The sequence below is a fragment of the uncultured Thermomonas sp. genome, assembly GCF_937872235.1.
Classification (GTDB): Bacteria; Pseudomonadota; Gammaproteobacteria; order Xanthomonadales; family Xanthomonadaceae; genus Thermomonas; species Thermomonas beijingensis.
The window spans coordinates 14,522-41,081 of sequence record NZ_CALMPC010000001.1 but is presented as its reverse complement, the minus strand read 5'-3'; the positions used below and the strand labels follow the sequence as shown (position 1 = coordinate 41,081).

The following is a 26,560-nucleotide window of genomic DNA, read 5'->3' as shown; positions in this document are numbered from 1 at the left end:
GCCAAGAAGCCGGCAGTGAAGAAAGCGGTTGCCAAGAAGCCGGCAGCGAAGAAGGCTGCGGCCAAGAAGCCGGCAGCGAAGAAGGCTGTCGCCAAGAAGGCCGCTGCAATGCCGGCTAGTCCGGCAATGACGCCCACGATGTAAGTGTTTCACCGTGCCGGGATTCCCGGCGCGGGTTGTTCCACCTCATTACAGGCCCTTCCCGTTGCCCAGGCGGGGAGGGTTTCTTTTTGCACGATCACACACCTGCGTCATATGCAATGACGCAGATGCCAGTCAGGGTGGCGAGGCTTTGGCTTTGCTGCTGCTGATACCGGCAGGGACACCAGCGCGCTCCGCGTACAGCAAGTCTTCCGAGCCATCCACGGTGTCGTCATCCAGCCATTGGCCGCCATTGAGCCCCAAGGCACTGTCCAGAATCGTTGGCAACAGGCCGCTGGGCAGCGGGCTTTCGCTATTCCACAAAATGACTACACCCAAATCCTGCTCGGGCAGCATCGCCATCATGCCGCGGTAGCCCTGCACCGCACCACCATGGAACACCACGTTGTGGCCGGAATAGTTGTAATCACGCCAACCCAACGCATAACTGGCGGAGGTCAATCGAGCACGCCGCCAACCGTTACCGTGAATTTCCGTGGGCGTGGTCACCAATGGTGCGTGCAACGTGGCAAGTAGCGGTGCCGGCAGTACATCGGGGCGGTGCCCGGTGTGGGCAATCAACCATTGCGCCATGTCACTGATGCTGGCATTGACACCTGCGGCCGGCGCAACCCGGTAGTAATTGGGTTTGGGCATCAGTGGCACCCAACCGCCGCGCCCACGCACATGCGGCTTGGCCCAGCGTGCGCTGGCTTCGATACCTTCCAGACCGTAGCTGGCATCGTGCATGCCAAGGGGTTTGAAAATGCGGCTGGCCACGCTTTCGCTGTAGAACTTGCCAGTGGTCGCGAACACGATGTCGCCAATCAGGCTGAACGCGACGTTTTGATAGGCGTAACACTGCCCCGGTGCACACGTCATCGGTGCATTGGCCAATCGCAGGGTTAGGCTGTGGTAATCCTCATTGCCTTCCAAGTCACGGTCGAATGCATTGCGGGTCAGGCCGATGCGATGGCTGAGCAGGTCGGCCACGGTAACTTCCTGCGCTGCGCCCGGTTGCGAGAGTTGGAACGATGGCACGTAGTCAATCAGGTGGCTGTCCCAACGCAGCACGCCATCGTTGACCAAAATACCGGTCATGGTGGCGGCAAATGATTTTGACAGCGATGCCAACCGGAACACGGTATGTGCATCAATGGGTTGCGGGTTGCGCAGATCGGTCACGCCATAGCCGCGCGCGCTGAGAATCTTGCCATCCTTGATGATTGCCATCGCCATACCGGGGATGCGGCCATTGGCCACCAGCGCCGAGGCAATCGCTTCAAAGCGCGGTACATCAAGTGGTGCGCCGCTGGTTACCGTGGTTGTTGAGGCAACAGGAGTGGAGTCAGTGATTGCTGCAGGCAGCGCGGCGGCGGCTTGTGCACGAGCAATTGCGCCGTGCAATGGACCTGCGGTCTGTGCGGTGGAGCCCAGTGCTAGGGGCAGCAAGGTGGCGAGCAAGGTACTGCGGAGGGTGACCTTGAAGGTGCGCTCTTTCATCGGGTTGGCCCCCTGCGTATGCTGCAACGATGGCCCGATTCTAGCGCCTGCTGCCACAAATGCATGAACAAGGAGAACTTTGATGGTTGGCTTTCTGATTTTCATCGCGGTTTTGGTTGTGATCGGGCTGTGGGTAGCGGGTATCTACAACGGGCTGGTCATCTCGCGGAATGCCTACAAAAACGCATTCGCGCAGATCGATGTGCAGTTGCAACGACGGTTTGACCTGATCCCCAATCTGGTGGAAGTGGCCAGGAAGTACATGGCCCACGAACGCGAAACGCTCGAGGCAGTAATCGCGGCACGTTCGGCGGCGCAATCGGGGCTGTCTGCGGCCAAGGCCAATCCGGGGGATCCGGCGGCCATGGCGCAACTGGCCGCCGCGCAAGGTCAACTCAATGCGGGCTTGGGCCGATTGCTGGCGGTGGCCGAGGCGTATCCGGAGTTGAAAGCCAATGAAAACATGCTGCAGCTCACCGAAGAGCTGACCAGCACCGAGAACAAAGTCGCGTTTGCGCGGCAAGCGTTCAACGACGCGGTGATGGCCTACAACAACAAGCGTGAAGTGTTTCCCAGCGCCATCTTCGCCGGCATCTTCGGGTTCCTCGCCGCCACCTTGCTCGACATTCCGGCAGACAAGCAGGCGCAGGTGCGTGAAGCCCCCAAGGTGCAGTTCTGATCGGGACTTGAGCGCTGCGCATGAATTTTTTCGAACACCAGGCAGCAGCGCGCCGGGATAGCACGCGGTTGATCGTCCTGTTGGTGCTGGCAGTGGCCTGCATCGTTGGTGCGGTGGATGCGGTGATGTGGGCGGTCACCCATTCGTGGCGGATGCTGGCCTTCACCAGCGGCGTCACCGTGGTCACGATTGTGTTTGGTTCGCTGTATCGCATCGCCAGCCTGAGTGGTGGTGGCGAAGCAGTGGCGCAGCAGATGGGTGGCAGTGGGGTGCCGCCCGACACCACCGACCCGGCGCTGCGGCGGTTGCGCAATGTGGTGGAAGAAATTTCGATTGCCTCCGGCGTGCCGGTACCCAAGCTCTACGTGCTGGAGAACGAAGCTGCCATCAATGCCTTTGCGGCGGGGTTCACGCCATCGGATGCGGTGGTGGCGGTGACCCGGGGCGCGCTGGACAGGCTCAATCGGGATGAGTTGCAGGGCGTGATCGCGCATGAGTTCAGTCATATTCTCAATGGCGACATGCGCTTGAACATCCGCTTGATCGGGGTGTTGTTCGGCATCCTGATGGTGGGCTTGATCGGGCGCAAAATTCTGGAATACGGCCGCTTCGGCAGTGGTCGCAATCGCAATGCCGGTGGCTTGTTGATTGCCGCCTTGATCGCGCTGGTGATTGGCTACGTGGGCCTGTTCTTCGGCCGCATGATCAAGGCCGGGATCAGCCGCACGCGCGAGCGGCTGGCCGACGCCAGCGCCGTGCAGTTCACCCGCCAAACCGCAGGGCTGGCCGGCGCGCTGAAAAAAATCGCCGGCCTGGAAGACGGCTCGCGCTTGCAGGATCGTGGCAATACCGAGGAAGTCAGCCACATGTTGTTTGGCGATGGGATTGGCTTTTCCGGCTTGTTTGCCACCCATCCGCCGTTGATGGAGCGTATCCGCGCGCTGGAGCCTGGCTTTGTGGATGCACGTCTGGCGCAACTGCAAGCGCAGTGGCGCGCAGCGCCCCCCGATGGCCTGCAGGAAGACCTCGCGCTGGGGTTGAGTGACACGGGTCATGCGCAGCTGCCGCACCCGGCAAGCAGCGTGCAAGTGGCCCCACTGCAAGTGTCGGCACAAGTGGCAACGCCGGCCACCGATGATTACCGACGCGCCAATGCGATTGCTGCCTCGATGCCCGAGGCGCTGCGTGATCTGGCGCGTGGCCGCGACACGGTGATGCCGCTCCTGCTGGCCATGTTGCTGGCCGAGGATGAACCCCTCCAGGCCGCGCAGCAGCAGATCATGCAGTCAGCGCTGGGTGGCGATGTTGCCGAACAGGCGCTGCGCATCCACCAGCAACTCACCGTGGATCTGCACCCGATGTTGCGCCTGCCGCTGGCGTCGCTGGCCTTCCCGGTGCTGCGCTTGCGCCCGCGCCCGCAGTTGAATGGGTTCTTGCAGACCGTGCAAGCAGTGATTCACGCCGATGCGCAGGTTTCACTGTTTGATTATTGCCTGGGCAAGCTGCTCGATGTGCAAGTACGCGAAGCTCTGGATCCGGCACGCTACGCCCGCTTTGGCCGCAGCAAGCCCGGCAATGTGCGTAATGAATTTGCCACCTTGCTGGCGGTGGTGGCGCACTACGGCAACAACGATGCGACAGCCGCCAAACGCGCTTATCTGGCCGGCTTGCAGCGCGTGTTGCCGCGTGACCACGTGCCGTACGCCCCACCCGCACAAGGCGTGCAGGCGTTGGAAGCCGTATGGGCACCGTTGGATGCACTGGATCCCTTGGCCAAGCAGGTGATGGTGGAAGCCATCACCGAGGCCATCAGCAGCGACGGCTGCGTCAACGTGGCCGAAGCCGAACTCGTGCGCACGATCTGCGGCGTGCTGCATTGCCCACTGCCGGTGATGTTGGGGGAGTGAACGTGGCGATCTTGGGCCGGTTCAGCCGGCCTTGATCAAATCCGCCGCGCGCTCCGCGATCATGATCGTCGGCGCGTTGGTGTTGCCGCTGGGCAGGCAGGGCATCACCGAGGCGTCCACTACGCGCAGGCCGTCCACGCCGCGCACGCGCAGTTGCGGATCCACCACGGCGGTTGCGTCATTGCCCATGCGACAGGTGCCAATCGGGTGGTACACGGTTTCGGCGCGCTGGCGCACGTAGTCGATGTAATCGGCTTCGCTGCGCGGAGGTTGGGCCGGGTAGATGGGCGCACCGCGATACGGGGTGAAGGCGCGTTGCGAAAGGATGTCCTGGCTGAGCTTGGCGCATTCCACCAACATTTTCAGGTCGAAGCCTTCGGGGTCGCCCAGGTAGTTGGGGTCGATGATCGGCGCATCTGCTGCGCGGTTGCTGGCCAGCCGCAGCGTGCCACGGCTGTGTGGCCGCAAGAAGCACGCATGCATGGTGTAGCCATCGCCGGGCAGGCGGTTGCGGCCGTGGTCGTCGATCATCGCCGGGATGAAATGCAACTGGATATCGCAGCGCTCATCACTGGCCAGCGATGAGCGGAAGAAGCCGGCACCCTCGGCCACATTGCTGGTGCCGGGGCCTTGATGGCCGCCCAGGAAATAGTGCAGCGCGGTTTTCACTTCGCTGATGCGGTCGTAGCTGATCGGCTTGCTGCAATGCTGCAGGGTGGTGACATCCAGATGGTCTTGCAGATTGGCGCCCACGCCGGGGGCATCCAGCACCACGTCAATCCCGAGCTTGCGCAGAGCATCGGCTGGGCCAATCCCCGAGAGCATCAACAGTTGCGGCGAATTGATCGCACCGCCACTCAAGATCACTTCGCGACTGGCGACAAAATGATGGCCTTGCCCATTGACGCTGCAGGTGATGCCGGTAGCGCGGCCGTGCTCGAAGGTGATTCGGCTGGCGGTGGCATGGGTGCGCAGGCTCAGGTTGGGGCGCGACTTGACCGGGTTGAGATAGGCCACCGCGGCCGAGCAGCGTGCGCCGTCGCGTTGGGTCACTTGATACAAGCCCACGCCGTCCTGGCGCGCACCGTTGAAGTCATCATTGAGGGTCAGCCCGGCTTGATGGCCGGCTTCGATGAACACCCGCGTCAACGGGTTGACGTGGCGCAGGTCGCTGACCGACAGCGGGCCATTGCCGCCATGCCAGGCGTCGCTGCCACGGCTATTGCCTTCGGCACGTTTGAAGTAGGGCAACACATTGTCCCAGTGCCAGCCGTCGGCACCGCCTGCGGCCCAGCCGTCGTAGTCGCCCGCCACGCCACGGATGTAGCACATCGCATTGATCGAGCTGGAGCCGCCCAGCAGCTTGCCGCGTGGGCACCACAGCACGCGCCCACCCAACTGCGGCTGCGGGGTGGTGGTGTAGTTCCAGTTGATCGAGGTCAGCCCGGCGATTTTGGCCAGCCCGGCCGGCATGTGCACAAATGGGTGCCAGTCGCGGCCGCCGGCTTCCAGCAGCAGCACCTTGACGGTAGGGTCTTCGCTGAGGCGGTTGGCCAGCACGCAGCCGGCAGAACCGGCACCGATGATGATGTAGTCGTATGTGCTGTCCAACGGTCGCCGCCCTGATTGACTTCAAGCTTTGACGCTATGCGCCAGCGCTAGAGTAAATGCTCGGTGGCGTATTGCCGCGTCTGCGGGTACCGTTGCGCATCCACGCCTTATCCATCGGCCCGCATGACCGACACCGCCGTCGCTTCCAGCCGATTGGGCCACTTCAAGGCCGCACTGCGGCAATCACCGCCGCTGCTGTGGTCGTTTTTGTATTTCTTCTGCCTGCTGTGTGGCTATTACGTGCTGCGCCCGGTACGTGAAGCGATGGGCGCATCCAGCGACGTCAATGCCCTGTTTCCACCGGCGATGATTGGCTGGTTTGCCAGGCACGGCGTCGCACTCAAGGAATTGCAGCTGCAAGTGTTATTCACCTGCACCTTCCTGATCATGCTGGTATTGCAGCCGGTGTATGGCTGGGTGGTCAGCCGCTGGCCACGGCGGGTCTTCCTGCCGGCGGTGTACGGGTTTTTCATCGTCACCCTGCTGGGGTTTTATGCCCTGTTCGATAGTGGCGTTGCCGGGCGCGGGATGGCGTTCTTCCTGTGGATTACGGTGTTCAACCTGTTTGCGGTCGCGGTGTTCTGGAGCTTCATGGCCGATGTGTGGTCAGACACCGAAGCGCGCAGCTATTACGGTTATATCGGCGCGGCTGGCACCGTGGGCGCCATCCTCGGGCCAATCCTGACCCGCGCATTGGTGGAGCGCATCGGCATCGCGCATTTGATGCTGGTGTCGGCGGGATTTTTGGCGCTGTGCATTGGCTGCCTGCTGCGCTTGCGGCGTTATGCCGTGCAGCGGGAAACCCAGCGCAAATGGGTCAGTGGCGAAGTGCCGATGGGAGGCACGGTGTTTGCTGGCTTGAAGCTGGTGCTGCAAGAGCCGTTGCTGCGCTGGATGGCGGTGCTGTGCATCTTCGGGGTGGGCGTGGGCACCTTGTTGTACAACGAACAAGCCGCGATCGTGCGCCAGTTCTACCCGGATCCGAAAGCCGCCACCGCCTATTACGCCACGATTGATCTGGCGGTGAATATCCTGACCTTGCTGATCCAGCTCTTTGTGACGCGCCGCCTGCTGTCGCGGTTCGGGATTGCGCCGGCACTGTTGATTCCCGCCGGCGCGATTGTGCTTGGCTACGCCGCGTTGGCTGCGTCGCCATTACCGCTGCTAGTGGCGGTGGTGCAGGTGATCACCCGCAGTAGCGAGTTTTCCTTGAACAAACCCGCACGCGAAACCATCTACACCCGGGTCGCGCGCGAGTGGCGCTACAAGGCTGGTGCGGCGATTGACACCGTGATCTATCGCGGCGGTGACCTCACCTTCGTGTGGGTGCACAAGCTGCTGTCGGGCTTCGGTTCCACGGCGGTGTTTGGCGCGGGCACAGTGGTTGCGGCAGCGTTCGCGTTGGGCGCATGGAAAGTGGTGGGTGAGGCGAAGAAGCTGCCAGAAGCAAGAAGCCGCTAAGAGGATACAAAAACGGCGAGCCTAAGCCCGCCGTTGGTTGAACTCCGATGTCCTCATGCCACCGCGCGCGTACCAGGTTGCGCATGGCCATCGTAATAACTGGCTGCGCGTAATTCGTGCGCATCAAAATCATCCACGCTGATGGTGTCGATGGTCAGCTCACGCAGCTCTTCCAACTGCTTGCGTTCGTCCTGCGTGATCCAGCCTTCGCGCACGCCTTCGTCCAATTGCGAGGCAAAATCCAGCGCTTCGATATCCTTGGTTTTGAGCGCCTTCAAGAATTTGCGCTCCACCGGCTCGGCCAGGATGGCGCGGGTCAGATAGCTGTTGATGCGGCCGCCGGGGTTGTGTGCACCCGGGGTCAAAAACACCCCGTGAGCCAAGCGGTCGCGTGCCTCGTTCGGGTTCATCAGCAAGCTGGCTACACGATGCGACAGGCGGTCACCGGGTGCCACGGCGCGGCGGCCCCACGGGAAGACCACCGGCCACAACAACCAGCCCAGCGGTTTGATCGGGAAGTTGCGCAGCGCCTGCGACAGTGCCAATTCGATTTCATAGGCGCTGTTGTGGAAGGCCCATGCCAGCAATGGTTTGTCGGCCTCGGGGCAACCTTCGTCATGATGCCGCTTGAGCACCGCACCCATCATGTACAGATGGCTGAGCACATCACCCAAACGGCCCGACAGCGACTCCTTGAACTTCAGGCGTCCGCCCAGCGCACCCAGCGACACGTCGGTCAGCAGCGCCAGATTGGCAGCATAGCGGTTGAGTTTGCGGAAGAACTTCCTGGTGTAGGCATCACCTGCGGTGACCTGCAGGCGCGAACCGGTCAGGCCAAACCAGAACGAGCGCGTGGCATTGGACATCGCGCCGCCAATATGCGCATACAGCGCACCATCCAGCGCCTCCAGCCCGGCCTTGCCGTCCGGGTCTTGCGCGGCCTTCATTTCCTTGAGGATATAGGGGTGACACAGGATCGAGCCCTGCCCGAAGATCAGCAGGCTGCGGGTCATGATGTTGGCACCTTCCACCGTGATCGCAATCGGCGCGGCCTGCCATGAGCGCCCGGCAAAGTTGCGTGGGCCCAAGATGATGCCCTTGCCGCCGATCACGTCCATGATGTCCTTGGCGATGTCGCGGCCGGCATTGGTGCAGTGATATTTGGCAATCGCCGACGGCACCGACGGTACATCACCGCGATCCACCGCCGCCGCCGTGGCTTGCGACAACGCGCTGATCGCATAGGCCTTGCCGCCAATCCGTGCCAGTGCTTCTTCCACGCCTTCAAAGCGGCCTACCGATAGCCCGAACTGCTTGCGAATCCGCGCATACGCGCCGGTCACCACTGCGCCAGCTTTGGCACCGCCGCTGGCGGTGGAGGGCAGGGTGATCGAGCGCCCCACCGCCAGACATTCGTTGAGCATGTTCCAGCCTTTGCCGGCCATGTCCACGCCACCAATCAGCTGGCTCAAGGGAATGAACACCTCGCGGCCGTGGATCGGGCCATTCTGGAACGGCGAGTTCAGCGGGAAGTGGCGACGCCCCACTTCCACCCCGGGAGTTTCGCGCGGCAGCAATGCCAGAGTGATGCCGATATCGCGGGTATCGCCCAGCAGTGCGTCCGGGTCATACATGCGGAACGCCAGCCCGATCAGGGTAGAGACCGGGGCCAGGGTGATATAGCGCTTGTCGAACGTGAGCTTGATGCCCAGCACATTGGCACCATTCCACTCGCCTTTGCAGACAATGCCGAAGTCCGGGATCGAAGTAGCATCGGAGCCGGCAAACGGCCCAGTCAGGCCAAAGCAGGGCACCTCGATGCCGCTGGCTAGGCGTGGCAGGTAATAGTCTTTCTGTTCCTGCGTGCCGTAATGGTTGATCAGCTCGCCCGGGCCCAGCGAATTGGGCACGCCCACGGTGGCACTGACCACACTGGAGATCGAGGCAAGCTTCTGGATCACCTTATGGTGCGCCAGCGCGGAAAACCCCAGCCCGCCGTATTGCTTGGGGATGATCATCCCGAAGAATTTGTGTTGCTTGATGAAATCCCACAGCGGCGGCGGCAGATCGGCATGCACATGGGTGATCTCCCAGTCATTGATTTGCTTGCACAACGCTTCCACCGGACCATCGAGAAAGGCTTGTTCCTCGGCGCTGAGCTGCGGCTTGGGGTAGGCCAACAGCTTGCTCCAATCGGGTTTGCCACTGAACAAATCACCCTCGAACCCCACCGAACCGGTTTCCAGTGCAATGCGCTCGGTCTGCGACAGGGGCGGCAGTGCTTTGCGCAAAAAGCCCAGCGCCGGGGCCGTGATCAGCGGCTTGCGGATGACTGGAATCAGCAGCAACACCGCCACCGCGGCAGTCAGGGCGGCCAGCGCAATGACCGTGGTGTGGTTGGCTCCCAGCAGGTGGCAGGCGACCAGCAAGCAGGCTGCAAGTGCAGCCCATACCGCCAGCCGCAGGCGGTGATAGGCGGCAAAGGCGCTGGCAACCAGCAGGGCGAGGATGGGCAGGAAGATGCTCATAACGGGGCTCTCTTGGCGCAGTCAATCGGAAGGGCAGAGGTTGCGATGGCATCCGGCAATCTCTACCATACGCCCTAGTATGGGCATTGCGCGTTAGCTGTCAACGCGCAAAAAAGAGTGAAAACTCAGCATACTGGTACCGACGCAGGCGTATGGAAGTATCACTGATGACTGAAACCGCACTTCGCAACAAGCGCTTGAGTGCCGACGATTGGACTCGAGAGGCGCTTGCGCAGATGGCCGAATTGGGGGTGGCTGCAGTGGCCGTTGAACCCATCGCGCGCCGATTGAAAGTCACCAAGGGCAGCTTCTACTGGCACTTCCCGTCACGCGATGCGCTATTGCAGGCAGCACTGGAGCGCTGGGAACGCGATGAGCAAGCTGCCTACGGCGCACTGCAGTCGATCCAAGACCCTGGCGAGCGCTTGCGGGCACTGTTTCAATTGATCACCCAGCACAACAAAACCCACATCATCTACTCCGAACTGCTCAAGGGTGCCGAGCATCCCGCAGTGCAGACGGTATTGGAACATGTGCTGGAACGCCGCATCGGCTTTCTGTTTTCCTCCTTTCGGCAGGCCGGGCTCAATCAGAAAGATGCGCTGCATCGTGCGCGCATGACGTATGCCGTGTATGTCGGGTTCTTGCAGTTGGAACAGGCCAACATTCGCAACCGCAAACCAGTAGACGGCGCGGAGGGCTATATCTCGCACATGATGGCGACTTTGATTCCTTCCACCTGAAGCCACACCTTGCGCACCAAGGGCGCGCTCGGCATTTTTCTGCAAACGATTTCAATCCAATAAACGAGCCCGCAAAGGGCCGGGAACCTACGCCAATGACCAGCAAGCTTGAATCCCTGAACCAATGGGTGGCCGATGTCGCCCAGCTGACCCAGCCCGATGCCATCCACTGGTGCGATGGCAGCGATGCCGAAAGCGCCGCGCTCAAGGCACACATGCTGGCTGACGGTACCCTGATCGAACTCAATCAGCACACCCATCCGGGCAGCACCTTGCATCGCTCCCATCCCGACGATGTGGCGCGCGTGGAGCATCTCACCTTCGTCTGCACGCCCGAGCGCGAAGACGCCGGCCCCAACAATCATTGGATGGCCCCGAGTGAAGCGCACGCCAAGATCGATGCACTGTTTGACGGCTGCATGCGTGGCCGCACGCTGTATGTCATTCCCTATTGCATGGGCCCGATTGATTCGCCCTTGTCGCGCTGCGGTGTGGAAATCACCGATTCGCCCTACGTGGTGGCCAATATGCGGATCATGACCCGCATGGGCGCGCCGGCACTGGCGCGCATCGAGCGCGAAGGTCACTTCGTGAAGGGCTTGCATTCCACCGGCGAGCTGGACCCCAACCGCCGCTTCATCATGCACTTCCCGCAAGAGCTCACCATCAAGTCCTTCGGTTCCGGCTATGGCGGCAATGCGTTGCTGGGCAAGAAGTGCCACGCCCTGCGCATCGCCAGTCATCAGGCGCGTCAAGAAGGCTGGTTGGCCGAACACATGCTGATTCTTGGCATCGAAAACCCGCAAGGCGACACCCACTACATCGCCGCTGCGTTTCCATCGGCCTGTGGCAAGACCAATCTTGCGATGTTGATTCCGCCGGAAGGCTATTTAAAGGACGGCTGGAAAGTCTGGACCATTGGCGATGACATCTGCTGGATGCGCCCCGGCCCCGACGGCCGCCTGTATGCCATCAACCCCGAAGCCGGCTTCTTCGGTGTGGCCCCCGGTACCTCGAAAAAATCCAACCCCAACGCGCTGGCCTCGATCCAGTCCAACACCATCTTCACCAATGTCGGCGTGACGGCCGACAACCAGCCGTGGTGGGAAGGCATCGACAACGGGCAAGCCCCGATGACCGATTGGCAGGGCCAGCCGTATAACCCGGCGGTGCGTCCGGCCGCGCATCCCAATTCGCGCTTCACGGTCAGTGCCAAGCAATGCCCCAGCTATTCGGACATGGCCGAAGACCCGCACGGCGTGCCGATTTCCGCGATCGTGTTTGGCGGCCGTCGCGCCTCGCTGGTGCCGCTGGTGTTCGAGGCCCGCGACTGGACGCATGGCGTGCTGGTCGGTGCCGCGATGGGTTCGGAAACCACGGCGGCGGCTACCGGCGCGGTGGGCGTGATGCGGCGCGACCCGATGGCGATGAAGCCGTTCTGCGGCTACAACTTCGCCGACTACTTCGGTCACTGGCTATCGTTCGACCAGCCGGGCGCGCAGCTGCCCAAGGTCTTCCACGTCAACTGGTTCCGCAAGGGCGACGATGGCAAGTTCCTGTGGCCGGGTTTCGGCGACAACCTGCGCGTACTGGAGTGGATGATCAATCGCGTCGATGGCAAGGTGGGTGTGCAAGCGACCCCGATTGGCAACCTCCCCATCGAGGCCGACCTCAACCTCGACGGCGTGACCCTCAGCGACGAAGCCCACGCCAAATTGTTCGGCATCGACCACGCCGGTTGGCAAGCCGAATTCGCCAGCATTGGTGATTACCTCGCCGAATACGGCCCGCGTCTGCCGCAGGCGCTGAAAGACGAACAGCAGCGGATTGCGCAGGCGTTGGGGTGACTTGCCCCGCAGCTGTGTTGCGTTCACCCAAGCCCCGGCGCGCAAGCCCGGGGCTTGGTATTTCTGGCGGGTAAGCGGCCTTGGCCCAGGCGGGGTTCCGCGGGGTGGTTGCGAGCGAAACTGAATACGCCTTTAGTCACATGAATGCGCACTGAGGGGCTTGTTAAAGAATTGTTGACTGGTCTATAGTCAGCGGGTCAGGCCCATTGAGGCCAGGCGACCTTGTACTTTTTTAGTCACTTCGTCCCAATGGGGGTTACACACAATGGCTTCTAATTACCTTGCCAAAGGCCTGAAGCGCAGCGCACTCACGATTGCGCTGGGTCTTTGCTTCGCCGGCGGCGTGCAGGCGCAGAGCACCAGTGGTGCCATTTCAGGCTCCGCTCCGGCTGGCTCCACCGTCACCATTTCCAATAACAGCGGTTTGAGTCGCACCATCACGGTTGATGCAAGCGGCCGCTTCAACGCGGGCAACCTGCCGGTTGGCAACTACACCGTAACCTCGGGCAGCAACAAGCGTGAAGCGCTTGTGACGGTCGGCGGTAACTCGTCGGTCTCGTTCGAAGGTGGCGAAAAAACGTTGGACACCGTGACCGTGACGGGTTCGTCCATTGCTGCAATCGACGTCACCGCAACCGATACCCGCTCGGTGTTGACCGCGCAACAGATCGAGCGTCTGCCGCTGGCACGTTCGGCTGAGTCCATCGCCCTGCTGGCCCCGGGTGCAGTGTCCGGTGCGGCTGGTTTCTTCGGTGGCCTCGTGTCGTTTGGCGGTGCCGGCGTTTCTGAAAACGCCTATTACGTCAACGGTTACTTCACCGGTGAGCCGCTGTCTAACCTGGGTGGTTTCTCGCTGCCGTTCGGCGCAGTCGAACAGCAGGAAACCTTCATTGGTGGCTATAGCGCCAAGTACGGTCGTTCCGATGGTGGTGTGATCAACCAGATTGGTAAGCGCGGCACCAATGAATGGCACTTCGGTGGTCAAGTGACCTACACCCCGAAGGGTCTGCGTGGTTATAACGATGATTTGTACCTGCCGAATGTGGACTTCTCGGGTGCCAACGCAAATACCGCATTGCCGCATACCTGCGGTGATTCCGGGACTGCTCTTTGCCAATACCAGTACGAGGATCCGACGAAGGCCGGGAAGTTGTATTCGCGTGGCGATCAATCGAATGCCTGGCGTCATTCCTACAACCTGTATGCAGGTGGCCCGATCGTGAAAGATCGGTTGTTCTTCTATGTCGCCGGTGAGTGGACAAAGAATGAATCCATCAGCTCGCCGAACGCACTTTCGGCAGCGTACAAGCCGGGCCATACCCGCCAGACCGCCAGCACCACGGATACGCCGAAGTTCTACGCCAAGTTGGATTGGAGCATTACCGACAATCACTTCCTGGAACTGACCTACCTGCAGCAGAAGACGGATACGACCGGCTACTTCAACGACTATGTGTTTGACACGGGCACTGCAGGGGACCGTATTCCCAACGCTGCGCCAAACAGCTCATGGCAGAAGAACCAGTACGCCATCTTGAAGTACACCGGCTATCTGACGGACTCGCTGACGCTGAGTGCAACGTATGGCCAGGGCAAGATGCAAACACTGAACCAGCCCTTCCTGATTCCCGGCATGGCGCTGATTGGCAGCGTGAACAATCAGAACCCGGCGGTTCCCGGGTATGTGACCGGTGGTGTGGGCAACCCGGTTGCAGGTTATAACGGCCGTGACGCAGTCGATAAGACGCATGGCCTGCGTGCAGACTTGGAATGGGTGCTGGGCGCGCATACCTTGACCGCTGGTATCGACAATATCAAGTTCGAGGCCGAGAACGAAGGTACCACGCAGTTCATTGATCGCTTCATTTACGGTCGCAGCTCTGCTTCCAATATCGTCAGCGGCCATGTGGGCTCGGCGGTGTCGGTTTCCAATCCGAGGGGCTATTACGTTTACAAGTACTATCTGAACACGGCGACTGCGATGTCGTTGGATCAGAAGGCTTGGTACCTCGAAGATCGCTGGCAGATCGCCGACAACTTCCTGCTGTCGATCGGTGTGCGTAACGACCAGTTCACCAATGCCAACAACGTTGGTGCCAAGTATCTGGACGCCAAGAATCAATGGGCACCGCGTCTTGGCTTTGCCTGGGACGTCAATGGCGATGGTTCGCTGAAGCTGTTCGGCAATGCCGGTCGTTACTTCCTGGCGATGCCGAATAACGTCGCTATCCGTGGTGCATCGGCGTCCACGTTTACCCGTGACTACTACACCTATACCGGTATCGACGCCAATGGTGCGCCGACAGGCTTGACCCCGATTCCGCGTGTGGACGGCGGTACGGGCCCGTACTCCGCGAATGGTGAATACGGCCAGCCGGTTGATGTGCTGAGTTTCGCGCCGAAGGATCTCAAGAACATGTATCAGGATGAATACCTGATCGGCATGGAAAAGATGCTGACGCCGAAGTGGATGTTGGGCATGAAGCTGACCCGCCGTAGCCTGAAGTCGGCGATGGATGATATTTGTGACCCGGGCCGCATGGAAGCCAAGTTGGAGTCCATCCAGGCAGGGCTTTCGAGCAAGGTCGTGGTTCCGGGTTGCTTCATGTTCAATCCGGGTGGCACCAATACCTTCAGCTTGGCTAATGTGACTGGTGGTGGGCGCACCGAAGTGGTCATGACGGCTGCCGATTGGGGCTTTACCGACAGCATGAAGCGTAACTACTCCGGTCTGGATCTGTATCTGGAGCATCCGTTTGATGGCAAGTGGGAACTGCGCGTCGATTACACGCTCAGCAAGAGCTCCGGCAACATGGAAGGTCAGGTGAAGTCCGAGTTTGGTCAGGACAACATCTCCAAAACCCAGGACTGGGATGCTGCCGAGATCATGGCCTACGCAAATGGCTACTTGGCAAACGATCGTCGCCATCAGTTGAAGGTACGCGGCAGCTACCAGATCACCGACGAACTGTCGGTGGGTGCCAACTTCCGGATCAACTCGGGCTCACCGTTCAGCTGCTTGGGTTACTTCAACCCGGATAACCGCGATGAAAATGGCGGTTCGGCTGACCCGATCGGTTACGGCGCCAGCTACCACACCTGCTTTGGTCAAGTGGCAACACCTGGCTCCAAGCGCAACCCGTGGACCCGTACACTGGATCTGGGCTTGTCCTACGCGCCCAACTTCCTTGATAAGAAGTTGAAGCTGGGTATGCAGGTTCTCAATGTGTTCAATGCCAACGGTGTGCTGCAGGCGGGCGTGACGTCGGAAACCAACCCGTACACCGTCTCGAACACCTTCATGTTGCCGCAGGGTCGTCAGACTCCTCGGACCGTGGTGTTCACGGCTTCGTACGACTGGTAAGTGCTGAAACCCGGAGTGATCACTGGATCACTCCGCAGTTGCAGTAAATTCAGCCGGCCCTTGCAAGAGGGCCGGTTTTTTTTGTGGTTTAAACCCATCGAGGCTTACAGGCATCCCACTCACCATGCTGATGCAGATACACCCGATGCACCCCATGCCCGATGCCGTGATCGACGAAGACGCGGTGCTGGTGCGGCGTGCGGCGAGTGCGGATGTGGCGGCGTTCGAGCAGCTCTATCGACGCCACCATCGGCGTGTGTATGCGGTGATCGTGCGCTTGGTGGGGCAGGCGGGTGCGCGGGCGGAGGACTTGACGCAAGAGGCCTTCGTGCGGGCATGGCAGGCGCTTCCGGCATTTCGCTTTGAGAGCACGGTTGCCACATGGTTGCACCGTCTTGCAGTGACCACCGCGTTGATGGAGCTGCGTGCACGCCGTAGCCGACCGTGGCAGGACGACGATACGGAGCTGGAGCAGGTCGCCGCCACCGATATGGTAGGCCGTGCCATGTTGGGGCGCGACTTGGAGCAGGCGGTGGCAAGCTTGCCACCGCGCGCGCGCGCGGTGCTGGTGTTGCATGACGTGGAAGGTTGGACGCACGAGGAAATTGCCACTGAGTTAGGTATGGCGGTGGGTAGTTCGAAGGCGCAGCTGCATCGTGCGCGTGGGCTGCTGCGGGAGCGATTGGGAGCAATGGCATGAACGACATCAACGATTGCACGCACATGGGGGATGCCCAGTTGCAGCTTGCATTGCGCGGCCTGCGCCGTGACATCGAGCCCGCTCGGGATGTATGGCCGGGTATTGCGGCCAGGCTATCGCCACAATTTCCGCATGTGCCAGTTCAATCATCGGGCGCATCGGCGAAAGTCACCCCGATCTGGCCGTGGGCATTGGCGGCGTCATTGCTGTTGGCCCTTGGGGTGTTTGTGCAACCAGGCCCGCAGGCGGCGCGCCCGCTGGCGGTTGCTGATACGTCCAGCAATCCATCCAATACGGCTGAATTGCCTGTGCAAGCGCAAGTAATGGGGTTGCACTATCAGGCGGCCTTGCGCGAATTGAACACCACTGGCTTGCCGGCAAGTTGGCAGCCGGGCCTGCAGGCGCTCGACCATAGCGCTGCACAGATCCAGGCAGCGCTACGCAAAAATCCCGATTCGCCTTGGCTGATGGGGCAGTTGCGGCAAATCTATCTTCGCAAGATCGCGCTGTCGCGGCGCGCATTGTTGGCTTGAAAGGAGTAACTCCATGCAACTGCAAATCAAATTACTGTCCATGTTGTTGCTGGCTGCAGTTGCGCAGCCGGCCATCGCGGCCACCCCGATCAACCAAACCCGCCCGCTGGATCCGCGTGGTCGGGTTGAAGTTGACAATGTGAAAGGTCGCGTCGAAGTGGTGGCGTGGAACCGGCCGGAGGTGCAGCTTTCCGGCAGTCTGGGCAGTGGCGTTGAAAAGCTGTCGGTGGAAGGTGATAGCAAGGTGTTGCGCATCAAAGTGCACTACCCCGCACGCGGACGCAACGCCGAACCCAGCCGGTTGGTGTTGCAAGTGCCGCTGCTGGCGGATCTGGAAGTGGATACGGTGTCTGCTGATATTTCGGTGAGTGGTGTTGCCTCGCGTGAGCTTGAGTTGCAGTCGGTCAGTGGCGGCATCGCCGCAAACGGCGCACCCGGCCGCGGCAAGATCAGTACCGTGAGCGGTGATATCCAGTTGGCGATGAACACCCCTCGACTGCGGGTGGAAACAGTGAGTGGGAAAGTGGTCACCCAAGGCCGGTTGAATGGTGAAATCGCATTGGAAAGCGTGTCCGGGGACGTGCGCTTGAACACTCTGGGCGAGCGGGTGCGCAAATTGTCGACCAACACCGTGTCTGGTGACATGGTGCTGGAGTTGGCGCTGGCAGAAGACGGTGAAATCCGGATGGAAAGTGTAAGTGGCGATCTTCGCCTGCAGCTGCCGGCAGACTTGTCAGCGCAAGTGTCGGGTGAAAGCTTCAGTGGTGACCTAAGTGCGCCGGGCGCGAAAATCCGCAAGGAAGAATTCGGCCCTGGATCCAGCTTTCGGGTGCGTTATGGTGCGGGCAAAGGCGATATCCGGATGCAGACGTTTTCCGGTGATGCGCGGTTGACCTTGCCCTGATAGCGTGCTGACAGGCGTTTCAATCAGAGCAACCCAAGGGCCGCATCTGCAATGCGGCCTTTCGTTTGGTTGGATGTGATGGATCAGCGCGCGGCGCAGGCGCGAATCAAAGATCCTGCTGGTAGCGCACATAAGGGACGGTGCCCTCGTCGTTCTCTGCGCCTTTCAGTGAGAATGGGTTTCTGCCACGGGTGACCACATTATCGGCGCCCACGCTGAGTTGACCATTCCACGGGGTGCGCCAGGTCAGGCCCAGCCCCAGGCCTTTCCACACCGCACTTTCGCCAGGCACATTGACTACGCGGCCGACGATATTGGCACCGAAGTTGCCATAACCGCCGCCAAAACTCAGGCTGCGGGTGTTCCACTGGTCGGCGATCTGCGGAACGTCTGCTGCCGGCACCAAGCGTGCGCGGGCCACGGTACCGCCGACACTGACGAAGCCTTCGCCGCCCACGTTCTTTTCTGCGAACAGCGAAAAATCATTTTGCGTGTAACGTGCACCGCCCAGTTGGCCGGGGGCCAGCCATGCCGGCAATACATCACGCCCTTTGCCTGCGGTGATGCCGATTTTTCCGCCATCACGCGACAGCGCCATGCCGGCACTGGCATGCCGGCTGATGTTGCCCGGCTTGTCTTCCAATGATGCCAACACACAGTTGCTGGCCAGTTGGCCGATGGCAGGTGCCATGCCACTGCGCCGATCACATAGCAATGCGAGTGAATCGCCCGACTGCAGGCCGTAGGTGGCTTCCAGTGTGGTGTTGCCGAACCGCCAACGCGCCCCTGTACCGCTGGCAGTGGTCGCCGGTTCCAACATCAGCACGGCTTCCAGCTTGCCGCTGTCCTTGTTCAACACCGGCACCATCTTGGGGTCGCTGCGTTTGCCGGCTTTTGTCTGCGCGTGTGCGTTGCCGCTGGCAAAGGCCAGGGCAAAGACGGCAGCAGCAATGGGTAGCAGGCGCAGCTTCATGGACGAGGTTCGACCAAATGGAATCAAAAGAGTTCCCGCATCTGCGGGGTATTCAGCTTATCAAATTTATGTTTATTTAACAATACGGCGAAAGCAGGGGTCAGGCCGGGCCTTGAAGGTCACTGTACGCCAGCTGCGGCGGAATGTGCACTGTCTGCAAGGGCGAACAGGCGGGAGATTTGCACCGCATCGAAGTGGTGGGCTTGCCCGCAAAATTCGCATTGCACATGGGCCTGCCCGTGACCTGCCGCCACCGCGGCATCGGCTTCCTCGCGGCCCAGTGAGACCAGCATGGCCTCCACCCGCTCACGCGAGCAGGAGCAGGCAAACGTCAGTGCCTGCTCGCCCAGCAGTTGTGGGCTTTCTTCGTGGAACAGGCGATGGATGACTTCGGCCGGCGGCAGCGCCAACAATTCCTCGCGGCCCAGCGTGTCAAACAGCGCACTGGCACGACGAAAGCCGTCTTCATCGACTTCCTCGCCGGGCAGTTTCTGCAACAGCAGACCCGCTGCACGCTGGCCATCGCAGGCCAGCAACAGGCGGCTGGGGAGCTGTTCGGATTGCTCGAAATAGGCTTCGAAGGCTTGATCCAGAGTGGCTGAATCCAGTGCCACCAGACCTTGATAGCGCATCGGGTCGGCATTGCCCAGCGACGGATTTTCAATCGTGATGGCCAGTACGGCATCCTTGCCCAGATCGCGCAAATCACGTGTGGGCTCGCCGGCATCGTCGCGCAACCGCACGATGCCGCGCAGGGTGCCAGTCGCGGTGCATTCGGCAAACAGGGTGCTGATGGGGCCTTGGCTGCGCAATTGCACCGACAAACGCCCGGCGACCTTGGTATGGCCGGTGAACAGAGCCACCGCCGCGGTGGCTTCGCCCAGCAGTTGTGCCGCAGTGTCCGGGTAGGCGGCGCGTTCGGCAATGGTCTGCCAGCTGGCATCCAGATGTACGGCCACCCCGCGCACGCCGGCGGCAGGCAGCAAAAAACGCAATTGGGTATCGTGAACTTGGGGCATGGGGGTTACCGTGAAATGAGGGTGTGCGCAGATAATGTGCGGCAGGACTGCGGCAAAGCATGCCGGGCAACATCTGGCAGCAACCGGGGAGGACGAATGCAGAAGGTAAATGGGGTGCCATCACCACAATCGCAAGGTGAGCGCGCATGAGCGCAGGCCAGTGGCGTGGCCGCCTGCGCGGCTGGTGGTGGAAACTGCCGTTGCTGTTTGTCGTATTCAGTGTGTTGCAAGTGCTGACGTTGCGCTTTGTGGATCCCATTGGCTCGCCGTTCATGCTGGCGCGCTGGGTGGATGCGGCACTGGCCGGCAACCCCGGGTTTCGCATCCACTACGACTTCCGCAGCTTGCGCAGCATCTCTGCCAACCTGCCATTGGCCGTGGTGGCATCGGAAGACCAGAATTTTGCCACCCATCATGGGTTTGATTTCAACGCCATCGAAAAAGCGCAGGCACACAACGAAAAAATGATTGCGCGTGCGGAACAGCGCGGCACACCGGTCAAGCGCTTGCGTGGGGCCAGCACCATCAGCCAGCAGACCGCCAAAAACCTGTTTTTGTGGCAAGGCACCGGGCCTACGCGCTGGCTGCGCAAGGGGCTGGAGGTTTGGTACACGGCATTGATCGAGACCCTGTGGCCGAAGCGGCGCATTCTGGAGATGTATGTGAATGTCGCTGAATTCGGCGATGGCGTGTACGGCGCGCAGGCGGCGGCACGGCGATTCTTCGGCAAGGATGCGTCTGCCCTGAGTGTTGCCGAAGCGGCGCGACTGGCGGCGGTGTTGCCCAGCCCGAAACGCTATAGCGCGACCCGCCCCGGTGCCTATGTGCAGCGGCGTGCGCAGGCGATCCAGCGGCAGATGGGTGCGGTTGGCGGCGCGGCGTATTTGCAGGTGCTGGAATGAGTGATATGGCTTGGTGCAGTGGAGTCAAATCGGAAGTATGCTCAGGCCAGCATGACCAATCACAGAGGAGACTGCCATGCGCACGGTACGCCAGCTTCTGGATACGAAATCGGCTGAGATCATTGCGATCGGGCCGGATGCACCGGTGTATGACGCCATCCGCCTGATGGGGGAACGCGGTGTGGGCGCGCTGCTGGTGATGGAAGGGCCGAAGTTGGTGGGCATCCTGTCCGAGCGTGATTACGCCCGCAAGATCGTGTTGAAGGGACGTTCTTCGCGGGATACCCCGATCCGCGACATCATGACCGCGGATGTCAAAACGGTGGCCCCCGGTGACAGCACCGAGCACTGCATGCAATTGGTGACCGACAGCCGCATCCGGCATTTGCCGGTGTTGGAGGGACAACAGGTGATCGGTGTATTGTCGATTGGCGATCTGGTCAAGGCGGTGATCGAAATGCAGCGGCAGGATATCGACCAGTTGCAGCGCTATATCGCCTCGTAAACGACTGCAAACGCGCACTCGCTTCGCCACGCACCCGCCTCCGGCACACTCTCCCCGTTGGGCGGGGAGAGGGCAAAGCTCACACCGCTAATGCGTGTGCATGCTCACGCGTGGCCAGGAACTCCACCGCCGGGGCACGTTCTTGCGCCAGTTGCAGGTTGACGCGGGTGGGTGCCAGATACACCAGCGCGCCGGAGGCATCTACCGACAGGTTCAGCGCATTCTTCTCGCGGAACTCTTCCAGTTTTTTCGCATCGCCGCAGCGGATCCAGCGGGCGGTGGCCACTTGCACCGGCTCGAAGCTGGCTTCCACGCCGTATTCGTCCTTCAGCCGATAGGCGGCCACGTCGAACTGCAACACGCCCACCGCGCCCAGAATCAGGTCATTGCTCATCATCGGTTTGAAGAACTGGGTGGCGCCCTCTTCGGACAACTGCGCCAAGCCTTTTTGCAATTGCTTGAGTTTGAGCGGATCACGCAGACGTGCGCGGCGGAACAGCTCCGGTGCGAAACTGGGGATGCCGGTGAAACTCAGTACTTCGCCTTCGCTGAAGGTATCGCCAATCGAGATGGTGCCGTGGTTGTGGATGCCGATCACGTCACCGGGAAAGGCGCTCTCGGCAATTTCACGATCCGAGGCCATGAAGGTCAGCGCATTGGCCAGCTTGACCTCCTTGCCGGTGCGGACATGGAAGGTTTTCATGCCGGCGCTGAACTTGCCCGAGCACACCCGCATGAAGGCCACCCGGTCGCGGTGCATCGGGTCCATGTTGGCCTGGATCTTGAACACGAAGCCGGTCAGCTTGTTTTCGCTCGCGGCCACGTCGCGCGTGGTGGTGGCGCGCGCGCGCGGCGCCGGTGCGTGCTCGACGAAGAAGTCCAGCAGCGGCTGCACGCCGAAGTTGTTGACGCCCGAGCCGAAGAACACCGGCGACTGCTTGCCGGCCAGGTAGGCGGTCTGGTCGAACGGCGCCGAAGCGCCCTGCACCAGTTCCAGCTGGTCGCGCACTTCGGCCAGCAGCTGCGGGCCGATGGCCGCGGCCACGCCCGGATCCTCCAGCGACGGGAAGATGGTGGAATCCTGGCGGGTGAAATTGCGGCCCGGTTCGTACAGATGCACTTCGCCACTGACCAGATGCACCACGCCCTTCAGGCGCTGGCCCATACCAATCGGCCACGTCACCGGCGCACACTGGATGCCCAGTACGGATTCGATTTCGTCCAGCAAATCAATCGGGTCCTTGCCCTCGCGGTCGAGCTTGTTGACGAAGGTCATGATCGGGGTGTCGCGCAGGCGGCAGACTTCCATCAACTTGATGGTGCGTTCTTCCACGCCCTTGGCGACGTCGATCACCATCAGCGCCGAATCCACTGCGGTGAGCACGCGATAGGTGTCCTCGCCGAAGTCGGCGTGGCCGGGGGTGTCCAGCAGGTTGACGATGCGGCCCTCGTAGGGGAACTGCATCACCGAACTGGTGACCGAAATCCCGCGCTCCTTCTCCAGCGCCATCCAGTCGGATGTCGCGTGGCGGGCGGCCTTGCGGCCCTTCACCGAACCGGCCATCTGGATGGCGCCACCGAACAGGAGGAGCTTCTCCGTGAGCGTGGTCTTGCCGGCGTCCGGGTGGGAGATGATGGCGAAAGTGCGGCGGCGCGCAGCTTCTGAGGCGACTTCTGACATTGCGCAATTATACCGGCGCGGGCAGGATGGCCGCAGCCTGACAGAATAGCGCCGGATGGACGAGCACCCGACCCACGCACTGGACGAAGACCAGCAAATTGCCGCCAGCCTGCCTGCCGTCATTGGCCCGTACCGCATTCTGGGGGTGTTGGGTGAAGGCGCGATGGGGCGCGTGTATCTGGCGCGTGAAACCCATCCGCCGCGCGAAGTGGCCTTGAAAGTCATGCGCGGGCTGTCACGTACGGCCTGGGAGCGCTTTCATCGCGAAATTGATTTGTTGGGGCAACTTGAACACCCCGGCATCGTGCGGTTGTACGCCGCGGGCGAGGATGTGGTGGGCGGCCTGGTCGCGCCGTGGTTTGCGCTGGAAGTGGTGCGCGGCCCCGATTTGCATGGCTATTTGCAGCGCGATCAGCCCGATCTGCGCGCCCGCATCACATTGCTTGCCAAATTGGCGCGGGCGGTCGATTACGCGCATCGACGCGGGATCGTGCATCGCGATCTCAAGCCTTCCAATGTGCTGGTCGATGAGCACGGCCAACCGAAAATCCTGGACTTCGGCATCGCCCGTTTGCATGGTGATGAGGGTGGCCAGATGACCCAAGCCGGACAGGTAATGGGCACCTTGCCGTACATGAGTCCGGAGCAGTTGGCGGGCAACACCCGCGATGTGGATGCGCGCAGCGATGTGTATGCGCTAGGTGCGATCGGCTATGAATTGTTGTCCGGGCAGTTGCCGCACCCGCGCTTGTCCACCTCCACGCTGTTCGAAGCATTGGACATCGTGCGGCGTGGCAACCCGGAGCCGTTGGAGCGCGTCAATAAACAAGCGCGTGGCGATATCAATCTGGTGGTGATGAAGGCGCTGGCGGGTGAGCCGGCCCAGCGTTATGACAGCGCCGCAGGATTCGCTGAAGATTTGGAAGCGATACTGGAGTCGCGCCCGATCCGCGCGCGTGCACCCAGCTGGACGTATCGCAGCGGGCGTTTCATTCGCCGTAATCGCACGTTGAGTGCGGCAGTGGCCGTGGTCTTCGTGGCGCTGGTGACAGCCACCATCATCAGCAGCTTGGCAGCGCAACGTGCGCGAGTGGCGTTGGCGCAGGCGCAGGCGCGGGCAAACGAGCTGAGTGCCGTCAACGGCTTTATGGAACGCATGTTGACGGCGGCCGATCCCGAGCAAGCGCAAGGTCGCGATTTGCGCGTGCGCGACATTCTGGATGTGGCGGCGGCCGATCTGGACGGCGCGCAGCTACCGGCCAGCGCCGTAGCCAGACTGCAACAAATCCTGGGTGTGACGTGGCTGGGCTTGGGCGATGGCACACGCGCCGGTGCGGTGTTTACGGCGGCTCTGGCGCATGCTGATTTGCCGGCAGCACAGCGCGATGAATTGCTGCTGGGGCGCGCGCGAAGCGCGATTATTGCTGGCGACTACGCCAGTGGCGAGCAGCAGCTTGGGCAATTGCGGACGCGTCGCGCCACACTGGCACCGGCACTGCAAATTGCGATGGACGAATCCGCCGCCGAATTGCTGCGCGAAAGTGGCAAGCAAAAGCAGGCCATTGCGGTGCTGCGCCAATTGCTGCCACAAGCGCGCCAACAGCTGGGTGCCAATTCACAGCGCAGTCTGGGTCTGCAATTGCAATTGTCATCGGCACTGCAACTGGATGGCGACTATGCCGGCGCGCTGGAGGTCATCCGCGACGCCGCCGCCCGCCATGAACGCGTGCTGGGTGCCAAGCATCCGCAAACCTTGTATGCATGGAACCAGCTGGGCATCGTGGAAAACAAAGTGGGCCATGCCGATGCCGCCGAGGCGGCGTTTCGGCGTGCTGCACAAGGCAGGCTGGCGGTGCTGGGCGAGAGTCATCCGGCAACGGTCATGAGTCAGTTCAATTTGGGCTCCTTCTTGATCGAGCACGGCAATGCCAAAGACGGTGCGCCGATGGTGCAACGGGCCAGTACCTGGTTTGATGCCAATCGCCCCGACGGCGATAGCAAGGCGCTGGTGGCGCGCAGTGTGTTGGCGTATGCGCTGGAAGACTTGGGTGATCTGGATGGCGCTGAACGTCTGCTGCGCGGCTTGCTGGGTACCCAGGAACGCCTGGGTGGGCCAGGTGCGCCGGACACCTATGCGCCGCGCAATAATTTGGGCATGTTGTTGATGAAGCGTGGCCGCTACGCCGATGCGCTGGCCGAGTTCGATACGTTGTCGCAGCAAGTTCGACAACGGCTGGGTGCCGAGCATCCGTTTGCCGCTATCTTTGCCAGCAATCGCGGTGAATGTTTGGCCAAGCTGGGGCGTTTGGACGATGCGCGCCGCGTGCTGGAAGACAGCCACGCCCGGTTGTTGAAACGCTTTGGTGCCGAGCACGCGCGTACTCGCACCGCCGCGCAGCGCTTGGCCGAGGTGTATGCACGGCTGGGGATGAGCGCGCAAGCGCAGGCCTTGCAGATGCCGGCATCGAAAACAGACTAGGCGTTACGGCATTTTCAGGGCTGCTTGGCCAGGCGAAACGGAATGGAGGTCAGCTGCATGCTGCGGTTGACCTGCACCGCAAAATGCAAGTGCGGTGCGGTGCTGTAGCCGGTATTGCCGGATAGGCCAATGCGCTGACCTGTTTCGACATGTTGGCCTTGGTGTACCAGTGCGCCGTTTTCGGCCAGATGCGCATACAGTGCCATGCTGCCGTCGACATGCAGGATACGGATGAAGTTGGCGCGGCCGGCATCGTGCGCATAGTCCAATCCATGGCCGTGAAACTGCACTTGGACTTGCATCACCACGCCTTCGCGTGCGGCCAAGACCGGTGTGCCGACCGGCACGGCAAAATCCAGTGCATAGCGGTTTTCGAGATCCTGATGGCTGAACTCGCCTTCAAACCCCTGCTCGATCGGTGCATCGGTTTGCGCCAACGGGCGCAAATACAGCACATCCTGTGGGCGTGCATTGGAGCTGCCGGGGGTGGCCGTCAGGCGCAGCGCCAACTTGCCGCTGCGGCCTGCAGGTGTGCTCAGTGCGGCCAATAGGCTACTGCCTTGCGCAGCCACGCTGGCGCGCGCTGGCAAGCCGGGTTGACTGACCGGCGCGGGGTTGGCCAGCGACTCCAGGCGGACTTCAATCGGCCCGTCCAAGCGGTTATCGGCCCATGCCAGATAACCGCCCGAGGTGGCTTCCAGCCGCAGTGTGGCAAGCGCATCCACCTGCTCCTGGCGGGTACTGGTCACCGCAGAGCTGGGTTGTGTGGCGGTAGCCATGCTGGCCGCAAGCGCACACAAGCAGGCCAGTGGGTGAGTGAGGAAGCCACGCATCGGTGCAGTATGCCGAACCTTGTAGGCATGATGTTTGGTTATTTAAATCGCTTCATCCGAATAGAGCGATTGACATGACCCATTGGAATGCCCACACTGCGCGTATCCATCGAGACCGGCGGAGGGACAGGCCCTTTGATGCCGGGGCAACCAGACGGCGTGCGCAAGCACGTTGGCGAGGTGCCAAATCCTGCGGGGACCTGAGCGTCTGCCGGAAGATGGTTGCGCAGCCGAATCGGCTGCGTAA

19 protein-coding genes and 1 riboswitch are annotated in these 26,560 nt (G+C 61.4%); of the genes, 12 read left to right on the top strand and 7 right to left on the bottom strand.

From position 1 onward, the window contains the following. Nucleotides 1-276: 276 nt before the first annotated feature. On the bottom strand, nucleotides 277-1,644 hold the full coding sequence (locus QWB57_RS00155; protein WP_223626072.1) for a serine hydrolase domain-containing protein: 1,368 nt from the start codon (nucleotides 1,642-1,644) through the stop codon (nucleotides 277-279). Between the two features lie 82 nt (nucleotides 1,645-1,726). On the opposite strand from QWB57_RS00155, the gene QWB57_RS00150 reads away from it, so the two are divergent. Together QWB57_RS00150 and QWB57_RS00145 are read left to right on the top strand one after the other, a co-directional pair. Further along, on the top strand, nucleotides 1,727-2,323 hold the full coding sequence (locus tag QWB57_RS00150) for a LemA family protein (RefSeq protein ID WP_223626074.1): 597 nt from the start codon (nucleotides 1,727-1,729) through the stop codon (nucleotides 2,321-2,323). 20 nt (nucleotides 2,324-2,343) lie between these two features. Then, on the top strand, nucleotides 2,344-4,230 hold the full coding sequence (locus QWB57_RS00145) for a M48 family metallopeptidase (protein WP_288967800.1): 1,887 nt from the start codon (nucleotides 2,344-2,346) through the stop codon (nucleotides 4,228-4,230). A 21-nt stretch (nucleotides 4,231-4,251) separates the two neighbouring features. Here the strand turns inward: QWB57_RS00145 and QWB57_RS00140 are convergent, their stop codons facing one another. Next, entirely contained in the window at nucleotides 4,252-5,841 is a 1,590-nt protein-coding gene (locus tag QWB57_RS00140) for a choline dehydrogenase (protein ID WP_223626079.1), read from the bottom strand. 123 nt (nucleotides 5,842-5,964) lie between these two features. On the opposite strand from QWB57_RS00140, the gene QWB57_RS00135 reads away from it, so the two are divergent. Then, nucleotides 5,965-7,302 (top strand): MFS transporter, encoded by a 1,338-nt coding sequence (locus QWB57_RS00135; protein WP_223626081.1) that lies wholly within the window; start codon nucleotides 5,965-5,967, stop codon nucleotides 7,300-7,302. Between the two features lie 53 nt (nucleotides 7,303-7,355). Here QWB57_RS00135 and QWB57_RS00130 read toward each other — a convergent pair whose 3' ends face one another. Beyond that, nucleotides 7,356-9,830: an acyl-CoA dehydrogenase gene (locus QWB57_RS00130; protein WP_223626083.1), complete on the bottom strand. Its 2,475-nt coding sequence runs from the start codon at nucleotides 9,828-9,830 to the stop codon at nucleotides 7,356-7,358. A 167-nt stretch (nucleotides 9,831-9,997) separates the two neighbouring features. Here QWB57_RS00130 and QWB57_RS00125 point away from each other — a divergent pair, with 167 nt between their 5' ends. The 6 genes from QWB57_RS00125 (at nucleotide 9,998) to QWB57_RS00100 (ending at nucleotide 17,921) form a co-directional block, all read left to right on the top strand. Beyond that, the gene (locus tag QWB57_RS00125; protein ID WP_223626086.1) at nucleotides 9,998-10,573 is read left to right on the top strand and encodes a TetR/AcrR family transcriptional regulator; all 576 of its coding nucleotides are present in this window, start codon (nucleotides 9,998-10,000) and stop codon (nucleotides 10,571-10,573) included. A gap of 95 nt (nucleotides 10,574-10,668) precedes the next feature. After that, on the top strand, nucleotides 10,669-12,420 hold the full coding sequence (locus QWB57_RS00120; protein ID WP_223626088.1) for a phosphoenolpyruvate carboxykinase (GTP): 1,752 nt from the start codon (nucleotides 10,669-10,671) through the stop codon (nucleotides 12,418-12,420). A gap of 265 nt (nucleotides 12,421-12,685) precedes the next feature. Next, entirely contained in the window at nucleotides 12,686-15,784 is a 3,099-nt protein-coding gene (locus tag QWB57_RS00115) for a TonB-dependent receptor (RefSeq protein ID WP_288967799.1), read from the top strand. Between the two features lie 130 nt (nucleotides 15,785-15,914). Further along, nucleotides 15,915-16,484, top strand: a complete 570-nt coding sequence (locus QWB57_RS00110) for a sigma-70 family RNA polymerase sigma factor (RefSeq protein WP_223626092.1) — start codon at nucleotides 15,915-15,917, stop codon at nucleotides 16,482-16,484. Then, complete coding sequence (locus QWB57_RS00105) at nucleotides 16,481-17,017, top strand: hypothetical protein (RefSeq protein ID WP_223626094.1); 537 nt, start codon at nucleotides 16,481-16,483, stop codon at nucleotides 17,015-17,017. The genes QWB57_RS00110 and QWB57_RS00105 overlap by 4 nt, the downstream gene beginning before the upstream one ends. Nucleotides 17,018-17,030: 13 nt before the next feature. Continuing rightward, nucleotides 17,031-17,921: a DUF4097 family beta strand repeat-containing protein gene (locus QWB57_RS00100; RefSeq protein ID WP_223626096.1), complete on the top strand. Its 891-nt coding sequence runs from the start codon at nucleotides 17,031-17,033 to the stop codon at nucleotides 17,919-17,921. Nucleotides 17,922-18,027: 106 nt separating this feature from the next. On the opposite strand, the gene QWB57_RS00095 is transcribed toward QWB57_RS00100, so the two are convergent. Both QWB57_RS00095 and QWB57_RS00090 read right to left on the bottom strand, forming a co-directional pair. Beyond that, the gene (locus QWB57_RS00095) at nucleotides 18,028-18,894 is read right to left on the bottom strand and encodes a hypothetical protein (protein WP_223626099.1); all 867 of its coding nucleotides are present in this window, start codon (nucleotides 18,892-18,894) and stop codon (nucleotides 18,028-18,030) included. Nucleotides 18,895-19,013: 119 nt separating this feature from the next. Beyond that, nucleotides 19,014-19,913, bottom strand: a complete 900-nt coding sequence (locus QWB57_RS00090) for an Hsp33 family molecular chaperone HslO (RefSeq protein ID WP_324295967.1) — start codon at nucleotides 19,911-19,913, stop codon at nucleotides 19,014-19,016. A 146-nt stretch (nucleotides 19,914-20,059) separates the two neighbouring features. Between QWB57_RS00090 and mtgA the strand changes: the two genes are divergently transcribed. Further along, the gene (gene mtgA, locus QWB57_RS00085) at nucleotides 20,060-20,815 is read left to right on the top strand and encodes a monofunctional biosynthetic peptidoglycan transglycosylase (protein WP_223626101.1); all 756 of its coding nucleotides are present in this window, start codon (nucleotides 20,060-20,062) and stop codon (nucleotides 20,813-20,815) included. A 76-nt stretch (nucleotides 20,816-20,891) separates the two neighbouring features. Beyond that, nucleotides 20,892-21,320: a CBS domain-containing protein gene (locus QWB57_RS00080; RefSeq protein WP_223626103.1), complete on the top strand. Its 429-nt coding sequence runs from the start codon at nucleotides 20,892-20,894 to the stop codon at nucleotides 21,318-21,320. A gap of 79 nt (nucleotides 21,321-21,399) precedes the next feature. On the opposite strand, the gene QWB57_RS00075 is transcribed toward QWB57_RS00080, so the two are convergent. Continuing rightward, nucleotides 21,400-23,001: a peptide chain release factor 3 gene (locus QWB57_RS00075; RefSeq protein ID WP_288967797.1), complete on the bottom strand. Its 1,602-nt coding sequence runs from the start codon at nucleotides 22,999-23,001 to the stop codon at nucleotides 21,400-21,402. A gap of 55 nt (nucleotides 23,002-23,056) precedes the next feature. Here QWB57_RS00075 and QWB57_RS00070 point away from each other — a divergent pair, with 55 nt between their 5' ends. Beyond that, nucleotides 23,057-25,480 carry a serine/threonine-protein kinase gene (locus QWB57_RS00070; RefSeq protein WP_223626108.1) on the top strand — a complete coding sequence of 808 codons (2,424 nt, stop codon included), beginning with the start codon at nucleotides 23,057-23,059 and terminating at the stop codon, nucleotides 25,478-25,480. Nucleotides 25,481-25,494: 14 nt separating this feature from the next. Here the strand turns inward: QWB57_RS00070 and QWB57_RS00065 are convergent, their stop codons facing one another. Continuing rightward, complete coding sequence (locus QWB57_RS00065; protein ID WP_223626110.1) at nucleotides 25,495-26,313, bottom strand: M23 family metallopeptidase; 819 nt, start codon at nucleotides 26,311-26,313, stop codon at nucleotides 25,495-25,497. 103 nt (nucleotides 26,314-26,416) lie between these two features. Further along, a riboswitch (SAM riboswitch) is annotated at nucleotides 26,417-26,538 on the top strand. Nucleotides 26,539-26,560: the final 22 nt, after the last annotated feature.